This window comes from Micromonospora ureilytica (genome assembly GCF_015751765.1).
Lineage (GTDB): Bacteria > Actinomycetota > Actinomycetes > Mycobacteriales > Micromonosporaceae > Micromonospora > Micromonospora ureilytica.
Genome location: NZ_JADOTX010000001.1, coordinates 5,898,306 through 5,913,522, shown reverse-complemented (window position 1 = coordinate 5,913,522; position 15,217 = coordinate 5,898,306). Strand labels below are relative to the sequence as shown.

Sequence of the window (15,217 nt, the reverse complement as noted above, 5' to 3'; positions counted from 1 at the left end):
CGGCTCAGCCGGTGACGGTCAGCTTCACCGGGTCGCTGAGCTTCGTGCCCACCCGAGCGAACACCTGGTACGACCCGACCGGCGGGAACGGCCCGCCGGCCAACGCGCCGTCGCAGCGGCTGGTGTCGCGCCCGTTCCACGGCACCTCGTAGGAACGCTCGAAGTTCGGCGTGAAGGACTGCACGTCCGAGCCCTCGACCTTGCCGCAGGTGTCCGACGACCAGACCTTCTCGGCACCGGACTTGATGAAGATCTCCTGAAGGTCGGCGCCGACGTTGCGGCTGCACGTCCGATCCGACGTGTTCTTGATCTTCAGTTGCAGCTGGACCACCGCGCCTCGCTGCACCGAGGTCGGAGTCGCCGACGAGACCACGCTGATCTCCTCGTTGGTGCAGGTGCCGTCGTCCTCCGAACCGGCCGCCGCACCCAGCGGCGGTGTGTTGCTGGTGATCGCCGGGCTCGGGGTCGTCGCACCCGCATCAGCGGACGCCGACGGAGCCCCGGTCTGCGGTGTCAACACCGGCCCGACGGGACCGGACGTCCCGGAGGACGTCGTCGACGGCGAACTCCCCGCCTTCGGCTCCTGACCGCCGGAACGATCCGAACCGGTGCAGGAGTAGAGGAGGACAATCAGGAACAGAAACCCCGCTCCGAGTACGACGACGCGACGCCGCCAGTACACGGCGGGTGGCAGGGGGCCGACCGTCAGACGCATGATGCCCTCCACCGTAGCCGCGCCGTACCGGGCAGTGCGGCGCGACGCGCCGGAGCCACTCCGGGGCGCTCGCCACACCCTCCACTGAGGACGGACGACACACCGGCCGAGCAGCCGATCACAGGTAGACCTTGCGCTGGTAGACCGCGTGCGCACCGGCCACCCGGTCCAGGAAGAGTAGCCCCGCGCAGTGGTCGATCTCGTGCTGCAACGCCCGGGCCTCGAAGCCGTCGGTCACCAGCCGGACCGGCGCGCCACTGCCCGGCAGGTCACCCTCCACCACCAGCCGGCTGGCCCGCTTCACGTCCCCGGTCAGGTCCGGCACCGACATGCAGCCCTCCCGGCCCGGCTTCCACCGCGTCGCCTCGACCACCCGCGCGTTGCACAGCACGAAGGTGCCGTGCACAGTCACCGCCTTCGGATGCCCGGTCACATCAACGGCGAAGACCCGAGCGCCCACCCCGACCTGCGGCGCGGCCAGCCCGACACAGCCCGGCGAGACCCTCATCGTGGCTATCAGGTCGGCCGCGAGCTGGACCGTCTCCTTCGCCGTGGGATCGACCTCGTCAGCCGCCTGACTCAACACCGGGTTCGGGGCGGACACCACCACCCGCACCTCGCCCGGCACGTCCAGCGACTCCGGTGTCCAGTCCCCCAGACCGACGTCCGGGCCGCGCTCCTCGCCGGTCACAACAGATCCGGGTCCGCCGGCCGGAGCGTGACCTCCACGCCCAGCTCGGCAGCCGTCCGGTGCAGTCGGTCGACCAGCGTGTCCGCCACACCGGCCGGCAACTCGACCTCCGCCAGGACCACGTAGAGCGCACCGGTCAACCGGGTACTCAGGTCGGTGACGTTCCCCCCGGCATCCACCAGCACCCGCGTCATCGCCGCGACGATCCCCATCCGGTCCGAACCGTGCACCGCCATCACGTACGGCTCACCCACCGGAGGCACATCGCCGTCCGGGGTGACCGCGCGTACCGTCGCCAGCAGCTGACCCTCGGCGGCCAGCGGCGCCAGTGCGGCCTCGACCTCGGCGGCGGCCGGACCGGTGCAGATGAGGGTCATCGCGAAATGCCCCCGCAGCCGCGTCATCGTGCTGTCGGTGAGGTTCGCGCCGAGTCCGGCCAGCACCTCCGCGACGTCGGCCACGATGCCCGGCCGGTCCCGACCGATGACGGTGATCGCGAGCTCGTTCATCCGCGCATTCTCCCCCGCCCGCCGAACGACGACGCGGCACCCCGCCCGAGCCGCCCACCCAACGGGAACGCCCGGCGTGACATCATCGACGACGCCATGACTCAACCCGACTTCGCCACAGTGGTCAGCCGGTGGTTCCAACAGCACGCCCGTGACCTGCCGTGGCGCGAGCCCGGGGTCACCCCGTGGGCCATCCTGGTCAGCGAGGTCATGCTCCAGCAGACACCCGTGGTCCGGGTGGTGCCGGCCTGGCAGGCATGGCTGGCCCGCTGGCCGGAGCCTGCCGCCTTGGCGGCGGACACCCCCGCCGAGGCGATCCGGATGTGGGGACGCCTCGGCTACCCCCGTCGGGCGGTCCGCCTGCGCGAATGCGCTGTCGCGATCGTCGACCGGCATGGCGGCCAGGTGCCGGACCGGCTGGAGCAACTGCTGGCACTGCCCGGCGTCGGCACCTACACGGCGCGGGCGGTGGCCGCCTTCGCGTACGGGCAGCGGCACCCGGTCGTCGACACCAACGTACGCAGAGTCGTGTCCCGGGCGGTGGCCGGCGAACCGGACGCCGGGCCCGTCACCCGACCAGCCGACCTGGTCGCCACCGAAGAGCTGCTCCCGACGGAACCGGCCTCGGCGGCGCTGGCCAGTGCCGCGTTCATGGAACTGGGCGCGGTGATCTGCACAGCCCGGTCACCGCGCTGCACCGCCTGCCCCGTCGAGTCGGTCTGCGCCTGGCGGGCGTCCGGCCAGGAGGCACCGGCAGGGCCCACCCGCCGACCACAGCGGTACGCGGGCACCGACCGACAGGTACGCGGCCTGCTGCTCGGAGTGCTCCGGGACAGCACCGGGCCGGTCCCGCACCAGCGACTGGACCAGGTCTGGACCGACGACGTGCAACGCGCCCGCGCCCTCGCCGGCCTCGTGCAGGACGGGCTGGTCGAACCCGCCGGCGTCAACTCCTTCCGCCTGGTCGGTGACGACCCGTCCCTCCCCACCGCCGACCTCACCACCTGATCCGCCCCACCCCGCGCGCCGTACGCCTGCACGCCCGTGCGCATGTCACCCAAGATCGTGCTCGATCCTGGATGCAGTGGTGTCGGGCGCGCCGGATGCCACTACATCCAGGATGTTGCGCGATCTTGCCGACGGAGGCCCCGCCGGGAGCGAGGCCAGCGCCGGGCTGACCACTACGCCAGACAACATCGGGGAAAGTGCTGCTTCGGGACGCCGCGAGGCAGCACTTTCCCCGATGTTGCGCGGATCTTGCGGGGCGTGGCAGCGCATGCGTCGCAGCGCAGGTGACGGGTTCATCGGGCTTGTGCGACGCGCCGCGCGGGCCCGGCAGGGCGCACCAGGCAGGGGCCAGGTGGGGCAGGCGCTGTGCGACGAGCGCGGCCCGGCGGGCAAGGCGCCCGCATCCGGCAGGCTCGGCGACCGGGAGCGACACTCCCCGAGGACCCGGAGGGTTGCGGCGGGGGTGGGTGTGGGGCGGCGGCGTGACCTGTGGGGGCGCAAAAAGGCGGGGCCCCGGTGGCTTGCGCCACCGAGGCCCCGCCCCTTGCTGGTTGTGTTACTCGTCCACGCCTGCGGCGGCGGTGCCAGCGGCGGTGCCACCGAGATCGGCCGGGACGGCGTCCGGAACTTCGACCGGCTTGTCCGAGCCCCGGAAGACGAGCTTGGAGTTCTCGATGTCGTCCGGGTCGCCCTCGCAGTCGACCACGACGATCTGACCTGGGGTCAGCTCGTTGAACAGGATCCGCTCGGAGAGGTTGTCCTCGATGTCGCGCTGGATCGTGCGACGAAGCGGACGGGCACCGAGCACCGGGTCGAAGCCCTTCGCGGCCAGGTACTTCTTGGCGTTGTCGGTCAGCTCCAGACCCATGTCCTTGTTGCGCAGCTGGCCCTCGATCCGCTGGATCATGATGTCTACGATCGAGAGGATCTCGGTCTGGCGCAGCTGGTGGAAGACGATGGTGTCGTCGATCCGGTTGAGGAACTCAGGCCGGAAGTGCTGCTTGAGCTCGTCGTTGACCTTCTGCTTCATCCGGTCGTAGTTGGACTCGGAGTCCTCCGACTGCTGGAAGCCCAGCGACACCGCCTTGGCGACGTCTCGGGTGCCCAGGTTGGTGGTCAGGATGATGACCGTGTTCTTGAAGTCCACGATGCGACCCTGACCGTCGGTGAGCCGACCGTCTTCGAGGATCTGCAGGAGCGTGTTGAACACGTCCGGGTGGGCCTTCTCGATCTCGTCGAAGAGGACCACCGAGAACGGCCGACGCCGCACCTTCTCGGTCAGCTGCCCGCCCTCGTCGTAGCCGACGTAGCCGGGAGGGGCACCCACGAGCCGGGAGACCGTGTAACGGTCGTGGAACTCGGACATGTCCAGCTGGATGAGGGAGTCCTCGCTGCCGAAGAGGAACTCGGCGAGCGCCTTGGACAGCTCGGTCTTACCGACACCGGACGGGCCGGCGAAGATGAACGAGCCCGACGGGCGCTTCGGGTCCTTCAGGCCGGCCCGGGTACGCCGGATCGCCTTCGAGACCGCCTTGACCGCGTCCTCCTGGCCGATGACGCGCTTGTGCAGCTCGTCCTCCATGCGCAGCAGGCGCGAGGTCTCCTCCTCGGTCAGCTTGTAGACCGGGATGCCGGTCCAGTTGCCGAGCACCTCAGCGATCTGCTCGTCGTCAACCTCGCTGACGACGTCCAGGTCACCGGCCTTCCACTCCTTCTCCCGCTGAGCCTTCTGGCCGAGGAGCTGCTTCTCCTTGTCGCGCAGCTGGGCGGCGCGCTCGAAGTCCTGAGCGTCGATCGCGGACTCCTTGTCGCGACGCACCTGGGCGATGCGCTCGTCGAAGTCACGCAGGTCTGGCGGCGCGGTCATCCGACGGATTCGCATCCGGGCACCGGCCTCGTCGATCAGGTCGATCGCCTTGTCCGGGAGGAAGCGGTCGGAGATGTATCTGTCGGCCAGAGTTGCGGCAGCCACCAGGGCTGCGTCCGTGATCGAGACGCGGTGGTGAGCCTCGTAGCGGTCGCGCAGGCCCTTGAGGATCTCGATGGTGTGGGCCAGCGACGGCTCACCCACCTGGATCGGCTGGAAGCGGCGCTCGAGAGCGGCGTCCTTCTCCAGGTGCTTGCGGTACTCGTCGAGCGTGGTGGCACCGATGGTCTGCAGCTCACCACGGGCCAGCATCGGCTTGAGGATGCTCGCGGCGTCGATCGCACCCTCGGCGGCACCCGCACCCACCAGGGTGTGGATCTCGTCGATGAACAGGATGATGTCGCCGCGGGTGCGGATCTCCTTGAGCACCTTCTTGAGGCGCTCCTCGAAGTCACCGCGATAGCGGGAACCGGCGACGAGCGCGCCCAGGTCGAGCGTGTAGAGCTGCTTGTCCTTGAGGGTCTCGGGCACCTCGCCCTTGATGATCTTCTGGGACAGGCCCTCCACCACGGCGGTCTTGCCGACGCCGGGCTCACCGATCAGGACCGGGTTGTTCTTGGTACGGCGGGAGAGCACCTGCATGACCCGCTCGATTTCCTTCTCGCGCCCGATGACCGGGTCGAGCTTGCCCTCGCGGGCGGCCTGAGTCAGGTTGCGGCCGAACTGGTCCAGCACCAGGCTGGTCGACGGCGCGGCCTCACCCGGCGCGGCACCCGCCGCAGCGGGCTCCTTGCCCTGGTAGCCGGAGAGCAGCTGGATCACCTGCTGGCGGACCCGGTTGAGGTCGGCGCCGAGCTTGACCAGCACCTGGGCGGCAACGCCCTCGCCCTCACGGATCAGCCCGAGCAGGATGTGCTCCGTGCCGATGTAGTTGTGGCCGAGCTGCAGCGCCTCGCGCAGCGACAGCTCCAGCACCTTCTTGGCCCGCGGCGTGAACGGGATGTGCCCGCTCGGCGCCTGCTGACCCTGGCCGATGATCTCCTCGACCTGCTGGCGGACGCCCTCCAGGGAGATGCCGAGGCTCTCCAGGGCCTTTGCCGCGACGCCTTCACCTTCGTGGATCAGGCCCAGCAGGATGTGTTCCGTACCGATGTAGTTGTGGTTGAGCATCCGGGCCTCTTCTTGGGCCAGGACGACAACCCGTCGCGCTCGGTCGGTGAACCGCTCGAACATGCCCTCGTGCTCCTCACGTGCCGTGCGCCTTGATGGTCAAGATCTTGGCGGGGCCGGTGCGCGGACGTCCAGGACGGGCGTCCGTGCCTCCTTACTCTATCGTCGCTGACCGACTCAGCTGAGGTCGTGTGTCTCTGCTCTGGGTCGGTTGCACGTCGTTTTGAACAACCGTCCGCGCTCAGGAGGTGTTCCGGTAGCCCTGTCGCTACGCGCAGAGCGAAATCCGACTGGCTCGACGGAAGCCCGATCCGGGGTCCGGAAGCGCTCCGGGAGGCCCCGGGAGGCCGAACCGGCGGTCGCGACGAGCGCCCCGCGCGGCCCTGGGGGAGGTTGTCCACAGGCTGTGGATAGCTGTTCCACTGGTTGTGGACAACGTCGGTCGGCCCGGAATGCTTCCCGGCCCGGAACGGGCGACGCCGGCCCGGAGAGAGTCCTCCGGCCCGGCGTCGGTGTCGCCTGCGGTGGCGGCCAGCCACCAAACTGCTGACGGATCAGCGCTTCGCGTGGAACTCGTCCACGATCTCCTGGGGGATACGACCCCGGTCCGAGATGTCCTTGCCGGCCTTCTTGGCCCACTCCCGGATCGCCTTGTTCTGTTCCCGATCGGCGGTCGCGCCACCCCGACCGCGGGCAGCCCGCCCACCGATCACGACGCCGCCCCGGCCGACCTTGGTGCCGGCACCCACGTACGAGGCAAATGCATCGCGCAATTTCGCGGCGTTGGCGCTCGAGAGGTCGATCTCGTACTGAACGCCGTCGAGGGCGAACTTGACGGTCTCGTCCGCGTCCCCGCCGTCCAGGTCATCGACCAGCTTGTGAATGATCTGCTTGGCCACGTCCCACATTCCTTTCGAGCAGGGTGCTCCTGCTAACAAGAGCACAATAACCCGCGCGCCGCTCGTCGCGTCAATAGGACCCGGTTACGGTTCGGCGTGCACCCGGGCGGGACTACTCCGGGCGGACCAACGGGAAGAGGATCGTTTCCCGAATTCCGAGCCCGGTCAGGGCCATCAACAGCCGGTCGATTCCCATTCCCATACCGCCGGCCGGCGGCATTCCATACTCCATCGCCCGTAGGAAGTCCTCGTCGAGACGCATCGCCTCGTCGTCGCCACGGGCGGCCAACTGGGCCTGGGCAACCAGCCGTTCCCGCTGCACGACCGGGTCGACCAGCTCGGAGTACGCGGTGCCCAGCTCGAACCCGAGCACGTAGAGGTCCCACTTCTCGGCCAGCCCTGGCTCGCTGCGGTGCGCCCGGGTGAGCGGGCTCGTCTCCTCCGGGTAGTCCCGTACGAAGGTGGGCGCCTGCAGACCGGGAACGACCAGTTCCTCGAACAACTCCTCGGCCAGCTTGCCCGGACCCCACTTCGGGTCCACGGCCAATCCCACCTTGTCCGCGTACTCCACCAGACGGGAGCGTTCGGTGCGGACCGTGACCTCCTCGCCCAGTGCTTCGGAAAGCACGCCGAACAACGTCACGGACCGCCACTCGCCGCCCAGGTCGAAGTCCCGCCCGTCGGCGTGGGTCACCACCGTCGAGCCGCTCACCGCGATCGCCGCCTGTTGCACGAGATTGCGGGTCAAGTCGGCCATCGTGTCGTAGTCGCCGTACGCCTGGTACGTCTCCAGCATCGCGAACTCCGGCGAGTGCGAAGAGTCGACACCCTCATTACGGAAGTTGCGGTTGATCTCGAAGACGCTGTCGACGCCGCCTACCACAGCGCGCTTGAGAAACAGTTCCGGAGCGATTCGCAGATACAGATCGGTGTTCAACGCATTGCTGTGGGTCACGAACGGTCGGGCCGCCGCGCCACCGTGCAGCAGTTGCAACATCGGCGTTTCCACCTCAATGAAGCCCTGCCCGTGCAGTGAATCGCGCAGACTGCGTACGGCGGCGGCCCGGGTACGCACCATCTCCCGTGCCTGCGGCCGCACAATCAGGTCGACGTAACGCTGCCGGACGCGCGCCTCCTCGGAGAGGGGCTTGTGGGCCACCGGCAACGGTCGCAGCGCCTTGGCGGTCATCTCCCACTGCTGGGCCAACACCGACAGCTCACCCCGACGGCTGGTGATCACCTCGCCGGTGACGCCGACGTGGTCGCCGAGGTCGACGAGGCGCTTCCACGCCTCCAGCCGCTCCGGCCCGACCCGGTCCAGGGAAAGCATCGCCTGCAACTCGGTGCCGTCGCCGTCCCGCAGGGTCGCGAAGCAGAGCTTGCCCGTGTTGCGTACGAAGATCACCCGGCCGGTGACCGCGACCTGGTCGCCGGTCGCGGTGTCGGTCGGCAGGTCGGCGTAGCCCGCCCGGACCTGCGCCAGGGTGGTGGTGCGGGGGAAGCCGACCGGGTAGGGCTCGACGCCCTCGGCGAGCATCCGGTCCCGCTTCTCCCGGCGGACCTTCATCTGCTCGGGAAGGTCGTCGGCGGGGTCCACTGGCACGGGGTTCTGCTCGCTCACGGCACGCTTCCTCGTCACGGAGATACAGGGGGTCAGGCCCGAGCGTACTCAAGCGGTCCGGAGGCCGTTACGGGATAACCTGCCCGTCATGGTCGATCACACTCACGCCCTGTCGTTCGGTGCCGCTGCGAGTGATTACGACCGGTTTCGACCACGTTATCCCGAGGCCGCGGTCCGTTGGGCACTCGACGGGCTGGCCGAGGCCCGGGTGGTCGATCTCGCGGCCGGCACCGGCATCCTGACCCGCGCCGCGCTGGCCCTGGGCCACGAGGTCGTACCGGTGGAGCCCGATCCGGGGATGCGGGCGCAGCTCGCCCACAGCACCCCGGGTACGACGGCGCTGGCGGGCAGCGCCGAGGCCGTGCCCCTGCCCGACTCGACGGCGGACGCGGTGCTGGCCGGGACGGCGTACCACTGGTTCGACCGGGAGCCCGCGCACGCCGAGATCGCCCGGGTACTTCGCCCCGGTGGCACCTTCGCCCCCATCTGGAACATCCGGGACGACAGCGTCGACTGGGTGGCCGAACTGAGCCGTATCGCCCACCTCGGGGACAAGTCGAGCAGCCTGGTCGTCGGCGAGTACCCCGACTTCGGCCCCGACTTCGACGCCATCGAGCAGCGCGAGTTCAGGCACCGCACCACGCTCACGCCGGATGAGCTGCTCGGGATGGTCCGCACCCGCTCGTACTGGCTCACCGCCTCCACGGACGATCAGCGGCGGGTCGAGCGGGAGCTGACCGACCTTCTGAACATTCACCCCGCCCTGGTTGGCCGGGACACCATCGAGCTGCCGTACCGGACGCTGGTGCTCCGCGCCCGGCGGCGCTGAGGCCCGGACGGAGGCCGCCCAGACGGCGGCCGAAGTCACAGGTTGCGTTCGTAGACCATCCGCAGGCCGATCAGTGTGATCATCGGCTCGTGGTGGGTGATGCTGCGACACTCGTTGATCACCAGCGAGGCGAGACCGCCGGTGGCGATCACCGCCCGCACCTCGCCCAGCTCCTCGGTCATCCGCTCGACGATCCGGTCCACCTGGCCGGCAAAGCCGAAGTACAGGCCGGCCTGGAGGCACTCCACGGTGTTCTTGCCGATCACCGAGCGAGGCTTGGTGGCCTCGACCTTGCGCAGCTGCGCGGCCCGGGCGGCCAGCGCGTCGAAGGAGATCTCGATGCCCGGGGCGAACGCCCCGCCGAGGAACTCACCCCGCTCGCTGATCACGTCGAAGTTGGTGGTGGTGCCGAAGTCCACAACGATCGACGGGCCGCCGTAGAGGGTGTACGCGGCCAGGGTGTTGACCACCCGGTCGGCGCCGACCTCCTTCGGGTTGTCGATCGCCAGCTGCACCCCGGTCCGCACGCCCGGCTCGACCACGACGCTCGGCAGGTCGGCGTAGTAACGGCTCAGCATGGTGCGCAGCGACCGCAGCGCGGCCGGCACCGTGGAGCAGGCGGCCACACCGGTGATCTCGACGTTGTCCCCGGCGAGCAGGCCCCGGAACATCAGGCCCAGCTCGTCCGCCGTCGAGCGGGCATCGGTCTTGATCCGCCAGGAGTGCACCAGCTTGTCGCCGTCGAAGGTCGCCAGCACGGTGTTGGTGTTTCCGATGTCGATGCAGAGCAGCACGCACGCAGCCTAGACAACTACTCCGTGCGCAGGTCCAGCGCGATGTCCAGGATCGGCGACGAGTGCGTCAACGCGCCCACCGAGAGGAAGTCCACGCCGGTGGCCGCGTACCGGCCGGCGACCTCCAGGGTCAGCCCGCCGGTCGCCTCCAGCTCCGCCCGGTCACCCACCGCGGCCACCGCCTCGGCCAGCACCTCCGGCGTCATGTTGTCGCAGAGCAGGAAGTCCGCCCCGGCCTCCACCGCCTCCACCGCCTCGTCGACAGTGGTTACCTCGACCTGCACCGGAACCTCCGGGAACGCCTCCCGGACCCGCCGGTAGGCCGCCGTGATCCCCCCGGCCGCCAACTTGTGGTTGTCCTTGATCATGGCCACGTCGTAGAGGCCCATCCGCTTGTTGGTGCCCCCGCCGGCCCGCACCGCGTACTTCTCCAGCGCCCGCAGACCCGGCGTCGTCTTGCGGGTGTCCAGCACCATCGCCTTCGTGCCGGCCAGCGCGTCCGCCCAGGCGCGGGTGTGGGTGGCCACCCCGGACATCCGGCAGAGCAGGTTGAGCGCCGTCCGCTCGGCCGTCAGCAGCAGCCGGGTCGGGCCGGTCACCGTCGCCAGCACGTCGCCGCGGGCCACCCGCTCGCCGTCGCGGGCCAACACCGACACCTCGACGGTACGACCGAAGCCCGTCACCTCGCCCACCAGCTCGAACACGGCGGCGGCCACCGCCATCCCGGCCAACACCCCGTCCGCGCGGGCCACCAGGTCGGCGGTGTCGGTCTGCTCCGCCGGGATGGTGGCGACGCTTGTGACGTCCAGGAAATCCGGACCCAGATCCTCGACGAGCGCGCCCTCGATGACCTGCCGCACGTACGCCGGATCCAGCCCAGCCGCCCGCAACGCCCTCTCCGTCGACTCCGTCATCGTCGCCTCCTTCGTTCCCGACTGCGGGGCTCGCAAGATCGGCTCACTCCTCGCGCTCACTGGGCCATCCCCTCCCACTGTTGCGTCACCCGGCCCTGCGCCCCGACCGCCCCGACCAGATGGCCCAGCCACCGTTCGTCGGCCGTCGGGAAGTCCTCCCGCCAGTGGCAGCCCCGGGTCTCACCACGGGCGTACGCGGCGGCGACAAGCGTCGACGCCACGGTGAGCAGGTTCGTCGCCTCCCAGTCGGCGGTCCGCGGCCGGCCCCGGGCAACGCCCAGCTCGGTCAACGTCCCGGCCGTCTCGGCCAGCGTCGCCGCGGATCGGAGCACCCCGGCCCCCCGGGTCATCGCCCGTTGCAGGGTGGGCGTCACCTCCGCGGGCAGCACCCAACCCGTACCGCCACGCCAGGCGCCGGTGTCCGCCGGCTGGGCCTGCTCGGGCAGGCCGGCCGCGATGTCCTCGGCGATCCGCCGGGAGAAGACCAGACCCTCCAGCAGCGAGTTGCTGGCCAGCCGGTTCGCGCCGTGCACGCCAGTGCAGGCCACCTCGCCGCAGGCGTACAGGCCGGGGATGGAGGTGCGGCCGCGCAGATCCGTCCGAACCCCGCCGGAGGCGTAGTGGGCGGCCGGCGCCACCGGAATCAGATCGGTCGCCGGGTCCACGCCGATCGCCAGGCAGGACGCCACGATGGTGGGGAACCGACCGGCCAGGAAGTCGCCACCCAGATGCCGTGCGTCGAGGAAGACGTGGTCCGCGCCGGTGGCCAGCAGCACCCGGTGGATGCCCTTGGCCACCACGTCCCGGGGTGCCAGCTCGGCCAACTCGTGCTGGCCCACCATGAACCTCTTGCCGTCCGCGTCCACCAGGTACGCGCCCTCGCCGCGCAAAGCCTCCGAGACCAGCGGCTGCTGCGCGTGCCCCGCCCCGGGCACTCCCGCGCCGGGCGGGGTGAGCAGAGCGGTCGGGTGGAACTGGACGAACTCCACGTCGGTCACCGCCGCGCCCGCCCGCAGCGCCAGCGCCACCCCGTCCCCGGTGGAGACCGCCGGGTTGGTGGTGGCCGAGAAGATCTGCCCCATGCCGCCGGTGGCGAGCACCACGGCACGGGCCAGCAGCGCGCCGACGCCGTCCTCGCTGCCCTCACCCAACACGTGCAGGGTGATCCCGCAGGCCGGGCCGAGCCCATCCGGGCCGTCGCCGGGCGCGCGCAGCAGGTCCAGTACGAGGGCGTGCTCGACGAGCCGGATCCACGGGTCGCGCTGCACCGCGGCGTGCAGGGCCCGCTGCACCTCCGCGCCGGTGGCGTCCCCGCCGGCGTGCACGATCCGGTCCGCCCGGTGCCCGCCCTCGCGGGTCAGCATCAGCGAGCCGTCCAGGTGACGATCGAACTCGGCGCCGATCCGGATCAGCTCGCGGAGCCGGGTCGGCCCCTCCTCGACCAGCACCCGGACCGCCGCCGGGTCGCACAGCCCGACCCCGGCGACCTCGGTGTCCCGGGCATGCGCCGCCGGGGTGTCCGCCGGGTCGAGCACGGCGGCGATGCCGCCCTGTGCCCACCGGGTCGAGCCGTCGTCAATGTTGACCTTGGTGACCACCGTGACGTGCAGACCCGCCTCACGCAGGTGCAGCGCCGCGGTCAACCCGGCCACGCCGGAACCCACAACGATCACGTCGGTGGTCTCCACCCAGCCGGGCGCGGGCGCGGCCAGCAGCGCGGGCAGGGCAGGCAGGTCGACGGTCGGGAGGTCCATCCCCCCAGTCAACCCGAACCATCCTCGCCCGGGGCGGCGGGGGCGGGACGAGTGTTTTGGGCGACCCCGTCCGGCGCGCGTCGACAGTCAGGCCGTGCTCACTTCGTCCGGACCGGTAGACCAGCCGGGCCAGCGCCCTTCAGCGTGGCGGTCACCGTACGGTCGCTGAGCCACAGATAGCAGCGGACGCCCCGATCACCGACCTTCCAGCGCCCCGCCCCCGGTGGCCGGACCACCACACCGCTGCGGAAGCGCAGCTTGGCGTCGTCAGGTACGCCCGCGTACCGGGCCAGGATGCTGCGACAACCGTTGTAGAGCGGCACCCACTCGGCGTCCCGGGTCGGGTACGCCACGTCCGGTGCGCGCCACACCCCGACGAACTCGGCGTCGTGCTGTTTGCCGCACTCCACCGGGATCAGCGTCTGCACACCCCGGCCGGCGCCCCCGCGGGTCTGCTGACAACCGAGGCGCAGCCCGGTTGGCCCCTTCAACGCGTCCCGCAGACTGCCCGAACGGACCACCACTGTGGCCGCCGCCTCGACAGTGGTCAGCTCGGTGAGGTCGCAGCGGAACCACCGGGAACCCGCCGCCCAGCCCGGCCCGTTGGGCAGCGCCACCGACAGCCGCAGCCGGCCGGACCGCCAGTCGTCACCCACGTAGCCGGCCGCCCGGGTGTCGCACTCGGCGAACGCGCCCCGCAGCTCCGCCGAACCACCCGCCGGAGCGGTCGTCCGCTCGACCGGGAACACCCCCACATGCACGGTCTCCAGTCGGTGCGGGCCGGCGCAGTCCACCGGCTCGTAGCTGGCCAGGCTGACCAGATCGGTGAAATCGGCGGCGTGACACACACCGGCGGCCGGGGTGAACGCCGACGGCGCCGGCAAGGCCGCCCAGTCGTCGGTCAGATCACCGTCCAGACCGCCGGACCCGGCGCAGCCCACCAGCAGCACCGCCGTGACAACAGCGGCGAACAGTGTCGTCATCGCACTGCGCATAGCGGCCTCCCCCAGCCACCGGCCAGCTTCCGCCAGCGCGCTCAGGGTAACCGGAAATGACCTTCTGGTGACAGACCGGAATCGCGGTACGCGGGATCAGACTCCGGACACGGCCAACGGACTGGGCACCGGGCTCCCGGCCGTACCGGGCGCCGCCGCAGCCGGGTCGGCACCCAACTCGATCACCCGGTTGTCGGCGTCGACGTGCACGACCCGTGGCCGGTAGGACCGGGCCTCGGCGTCGTCCATCTGGCCGTACGAGATCAGGATGACCAGGTCACCGGGGTGCACCAGGTGCGCGGCGGCGCCATTGATGCCGATCACGCCGCTGCCCCGCACGCCCGGGATCACGTACGTCTCCAGCCGGGCGCCGTTTGTGATGTCCACGATCGCCACCTGCTCGCCGGGGAGCAGGTCGGCGGCGTCGAGCAGGTCCTCGTCCACAGTCACCGAACCGACGTAGTGCAGGTCGGCCTGGGTCACCGTGGCCCGGTGGATCTTCGACTTGAGCATGGTCCGCAACATCGGAGTGACCTTTCGCGGTATTCGGTGGAGGGTGGTGCTGCCGGGTCAGGGGCGCGGGGCGAGGTGGATCGCCGAGTTGTCGATCAAACGGGTGGCGCCCACCCAGGCGGCGATCACCAGCCGGGCCGGCCCGGACACCGGCCCCGGTTCCAACTCGGGATCGGTGAGCACCAGGTAGTCGAGACGGGCACCGGGCGTACCGGCGCCGAACGCGGCGTGCGCGGCGGTCAGCACCGCCCCCGCGTCCAGACCGTCGTCGGCGGCCCGCGCACCGGCCCGCAACGCGGCGGACAAACTCAGCGCGGCGGCCCGCTCCGGCTCGCTCAGGTAACGGTTGCGGCTGGACAGCGCCAGCCCGTCCGGCTCCCGGACTGTCGGCACGCCGACCACCTCGACCGGCACGTCCAGGTCGCGGGCCATCCGCCGGACCAGGGTGAGCTGCTGGTAGTCCTTCTCGCCGAAGAACGCCAGATCCGGCTGGGTGAGCTGGAGCAGCTTCAGCACCACGGTGAGCACCCCGTGGAAGAAGCCGGGCCGGCTCGCCCCCTCCAGCTCGGCGCCGAGCGGCCCCGGATCCAGGCGTACGCGGGGCTGCCCGTCCGGATACATGTCCGCCACCGACGGGGCGAAGACCAGATCGGCGCCCGCCCGCCGGCACACCTCCAGGTCGGTGTCGAGGGTGCGCGGGTAGCGGTCGAAGTCCTCGTTCGGCCCGAACTGCAACGGGTTCACGAAGACCGTAACCAGCACGTGGTCGGCCTGTTCCCGGGCCGCGCGCAGCAACGTCTCGTGCCCGGAGTGCAGCGCGCCCATCGTCATCACCACCCCGACCGTGCCCTTCAGCCCGGCCCGGGCCTCGGCCAACTCGGCCCGCGTGTGCACCACCTGGGTCACAGCGGCACCTCGGTTCGCGACTGCGGGGCTCG

At 70.7% G+C, this 15,217-nt stretch carries 14 protein-coding genes; 2 read left to right on the top strand and 12 right to left on the bottom strand.

The window, feature by feature from the left end; translation table 11 throughout:
- Nucleotides 1–4: 4 nt before the first annotated feature.
- The 3 genes from IW248_RS27025 to IW248_RS27015 all read right to left on the bottom strand — a co-directional run bounded on the left by IW248_RS27025 (nucleotide 5) and on the right by IW248_RS27015 (nucleotide 1,915).
- On the bottom strand, nucleotides 5–715 hold the full coding sequence (locus IW248_RS27025) for a hypothetical protein (protein WP_196929190.1): 711 nt from the start codon (nucleotides 713–715) through the stop codon (nucleotides 5–7).
- A gap of 118 nt (nucleotides 716–833) precedes the next feature.
- A complete protein-coding gene (locus IW248_RS27020; RefSeq protein WP_124818997.1) occupies nucleotides 834–1,406 on the bottom strand; it encodes a peptide deformylase in 573 nt (190 codons plus the stop codon).
- On the bottom strand, nucleotides 1,403–1,915 hold the full coding sequence (locus IW248_RS27015) for a glycine cleavage system transcriptional repressor (RefSeq protein WP_196929189.1): 513 nt from the start codon (nucleotides 1,913–1,915) through the stop codon (nucleotides 1,403–1,405). Before IW248_RS27015 ends, IW248_RS27020 begins: the two co-directional genes overlap by 4 nt.
- 96 nt (nucleotides 1,916–2,011) lie before the next feature.
- Between IW248_RS27015 and IW248_RS27010 the strand changes: the two genes are divergently transcribed.
- A complete protein-coding gene (locus tag IW248_RS27010; RefSeq protein ID WP_196929188.1) occupies nucleotides 2,012–2,923 on the top strand; it encodes an iron-sulfur binding domain-containing protein in 912 nt (303 codons plus the stop codon).
- A gap of 556 nt (nucleotides 2,924–3,479) precedes the next feature.
- Here the strand turns inward: IW248_RS27010 and IW248_RS27005 are convergent.
- The 3 genes from IW248_RS27005 to lysS form a co-directional block, all read right to left on the bottom strand.
- Nucleotides 3,480–6,023: an ATP-dependent Clp protease ATP-binding subunit gene (locus tag IW248_RS27005; protein WP_124819003.1), complete on the bottom strand. Its 2,544-nt coding sequence runs from the start codon at nucleotides 6,021–6,023 to the stop codon at nucleotides 3,480–3,482.
- A gap of 491 nt (nucleotides 6,024–6,514) precedes the next feature.
- Entirely contained in the window at nucleotides 6,515–6,859 is a 345-nt protein-coding gene (locus IW248_RS27000) for a histone-like nucleoid-structuring protein Lsr2 (protein ID WP_036392792.1), read from the bottom strand.
- 112 nt (nucleotides 6,860–6,971) lie between these two features.
- Nucleotides 6,972–8,480 carry a lysine--tRNA ligase gene (gene lysS, locus IW248_RS26995; RefSeq protein ID WP_124819007.1) on the bottom strand — a complete coding sequence of 503 codons (1,509 nt, stop codon included), beginning with the start codon at nucleotides 8,478–8,480 and terminating at the stop codon, nucleotides 6,972–6,974.
- An 88-nt stretch (nucleotides 8,481–8,568) separates the two neighbouring features.
- On the opposite strand from lysS, the gene IW248_RS26990 reads away from it, so the two are divergent.
- Complete coding sequence (locus IW248_RS26990) at nucleotides 8,569–9,309, top strand: class I SAM-dependent methyltransferase (RefSeq protein ID WP_196929187.1); 741 nt, start codon at nucleotides 8,569–8,571, stop codon at nucleotides 9,307–9,309.
- Nucleotides 9,310–9,344: 35 nt separating this feature from the next.
- On the opposite strand, the gene IW248_RS26985 is transcribed toward IW248_RS26990, so the two are convergent.
- The 6 genes from IW248_RS26985 to panC all read right to left on the bottom strand — a co-directional run bounded on the left by IW248_RS26985 (nucleotide 9,345) and on the right by panC (nucleotide 15,185).
- Nucleotides 9,345–10,103: a type III pantothenate kinase gene (locus IW248_RS26985; protein WP_030489971.1), complete on the bottom strand. Its 759-nt coding sequence runs from the start codon at nucleotides 10,101–10,103 to the stop codon at nucleotides 9,345–9,347.
- A gap of 17 nt (nucleotides 10,104–10,120) precedes the next feature.
- Complete coding sequence (nadC, locus tag IW248_RS26980; protein ID WP_196929186.1) at nucleotides 10,121–11,017, bottom strand: carboxylating nicotinate-nucleotide diphosphorylase; 897 nt, start codon at nucleotides 11,015–11,017, stop codon at nucleotides 10,121–10,123.
- Between the two features lie 56 nt (nucleotides 11,018–11,073).
- Nucleotides 11,074–12,771, bottom strand: coding sequence for an L-aspartate oxidase (locus IW248_RS26975; RefSeq protein ID WP_196929185.1), 1,698 nt, complete (start codon nucleotides 12,769–12,771; stop codon nucleotides 11,074–11,076).
- Between the two features lie 98 nt (nucleotides 12,772–12,869).
- Nucleotides 12,870–13,766, bottom strand: coding sequence for a septum formation family protein (locus tag IW248_RS26970; protein WP_196929184.1), 897 nt, complete (start codon nucleotides 13,764–13,766; stop codon nucleotides 12,870–12,872).
- A gap of 96 nt (nucleotides 13,767–13,862) precedes the next feature.
- Entirely contained in the window at nucleotides 13,863–14,291 is a 429-nt protein-coding gene (gene panD / locus IW248_RS26965) for an aspartate 1-decarboxylase (protein ID WP_196929183.1), read from the bottom strand.
- A 45-nt stretch (nucleotides 14,292–14,336) separates the two neighbouring features.
- Entirely contained in the window at nucleotides 14,337–15,185 is an 849-nt protein-coding gene (gene panC / locus IW248_RS26960; RefSeq protein WP_196929182.1) for a pantoate--beta-alanine ligase, read from the bottom strand.
- Nucleotides 15,186–15,217 lie beyond the last annotated feature (32 nt).

What these genes read in the sequence shown, in the direction of transcription:
- IW248_RS27025 (WP_196929190.1), bottom strand. Translation starts at nt 715, where the DNA reads ATGCGTCTGACGGTCGGCCCCCTGCCACCCGCCGTGTACTGGCGGCGT.
- IW248_RS27015 (WP_196929189.1), bottom strand. Translation starts at nt 1,915, where the DNA reads ATGAACGAGCTCGCGATCACCGTCATCGGTCGGGACCGGCCGGGCATC.
- IW248_RS27010 (WP_196929188.1), top strand. Translation starts at nt 2,012, where the DNA reads ATGACTCAACCCGACTTCGCCACAGTGGTCAGCCGGTGGTTCCAACAG.
- IW248_RS27005 (WP_124819003.1), bottom strand. Translation starts at nt 6,023, where the DNA reads ATGTTCGAGCGGTTCACCGACCGAGCGCGACGGGTTGTCGTCCTGGCC.
- IW248_RS26990 (WP_196929187.1), top strand. Translation starts at nt 8,569, where the DNA reads ATGGTCGATCACACTCACGCCCTGTCGTTCGGTGCCGCTGCGAGTGAT.
- nadC (WP_196929186.1), bottom strand. Translation starts at nt 11,017, where the DNA reads ATGACGGAGTCGACGGAGAGGGCGTTGCGGGCGGCTGGGCTGGATCCG.
- IW248_RS26975 (WP_196929185.1), bottom strand. Translation starts at nt 12,771, where the DNA reads ATGGACCTCCCGACCGTCGACCTGCCTGCCCTGCCCGCGCTGCTGGCC.
- IW248_RS26970 (WP_196929184.1), bottom strand. Translation starts at nt 13,766, where the DNA reads ATGCGCAGTGCGATGACGACACTGTTCGCCGCTGTTGTCACGGCGGTG.
- panD (WP_196929183.1), bottom strand. Translation starts at nt 14,291, where the DNA reads ATGTTGCGGACCATGCTCAAGTCGAAGATCCACCGGGCCACGGTGACC.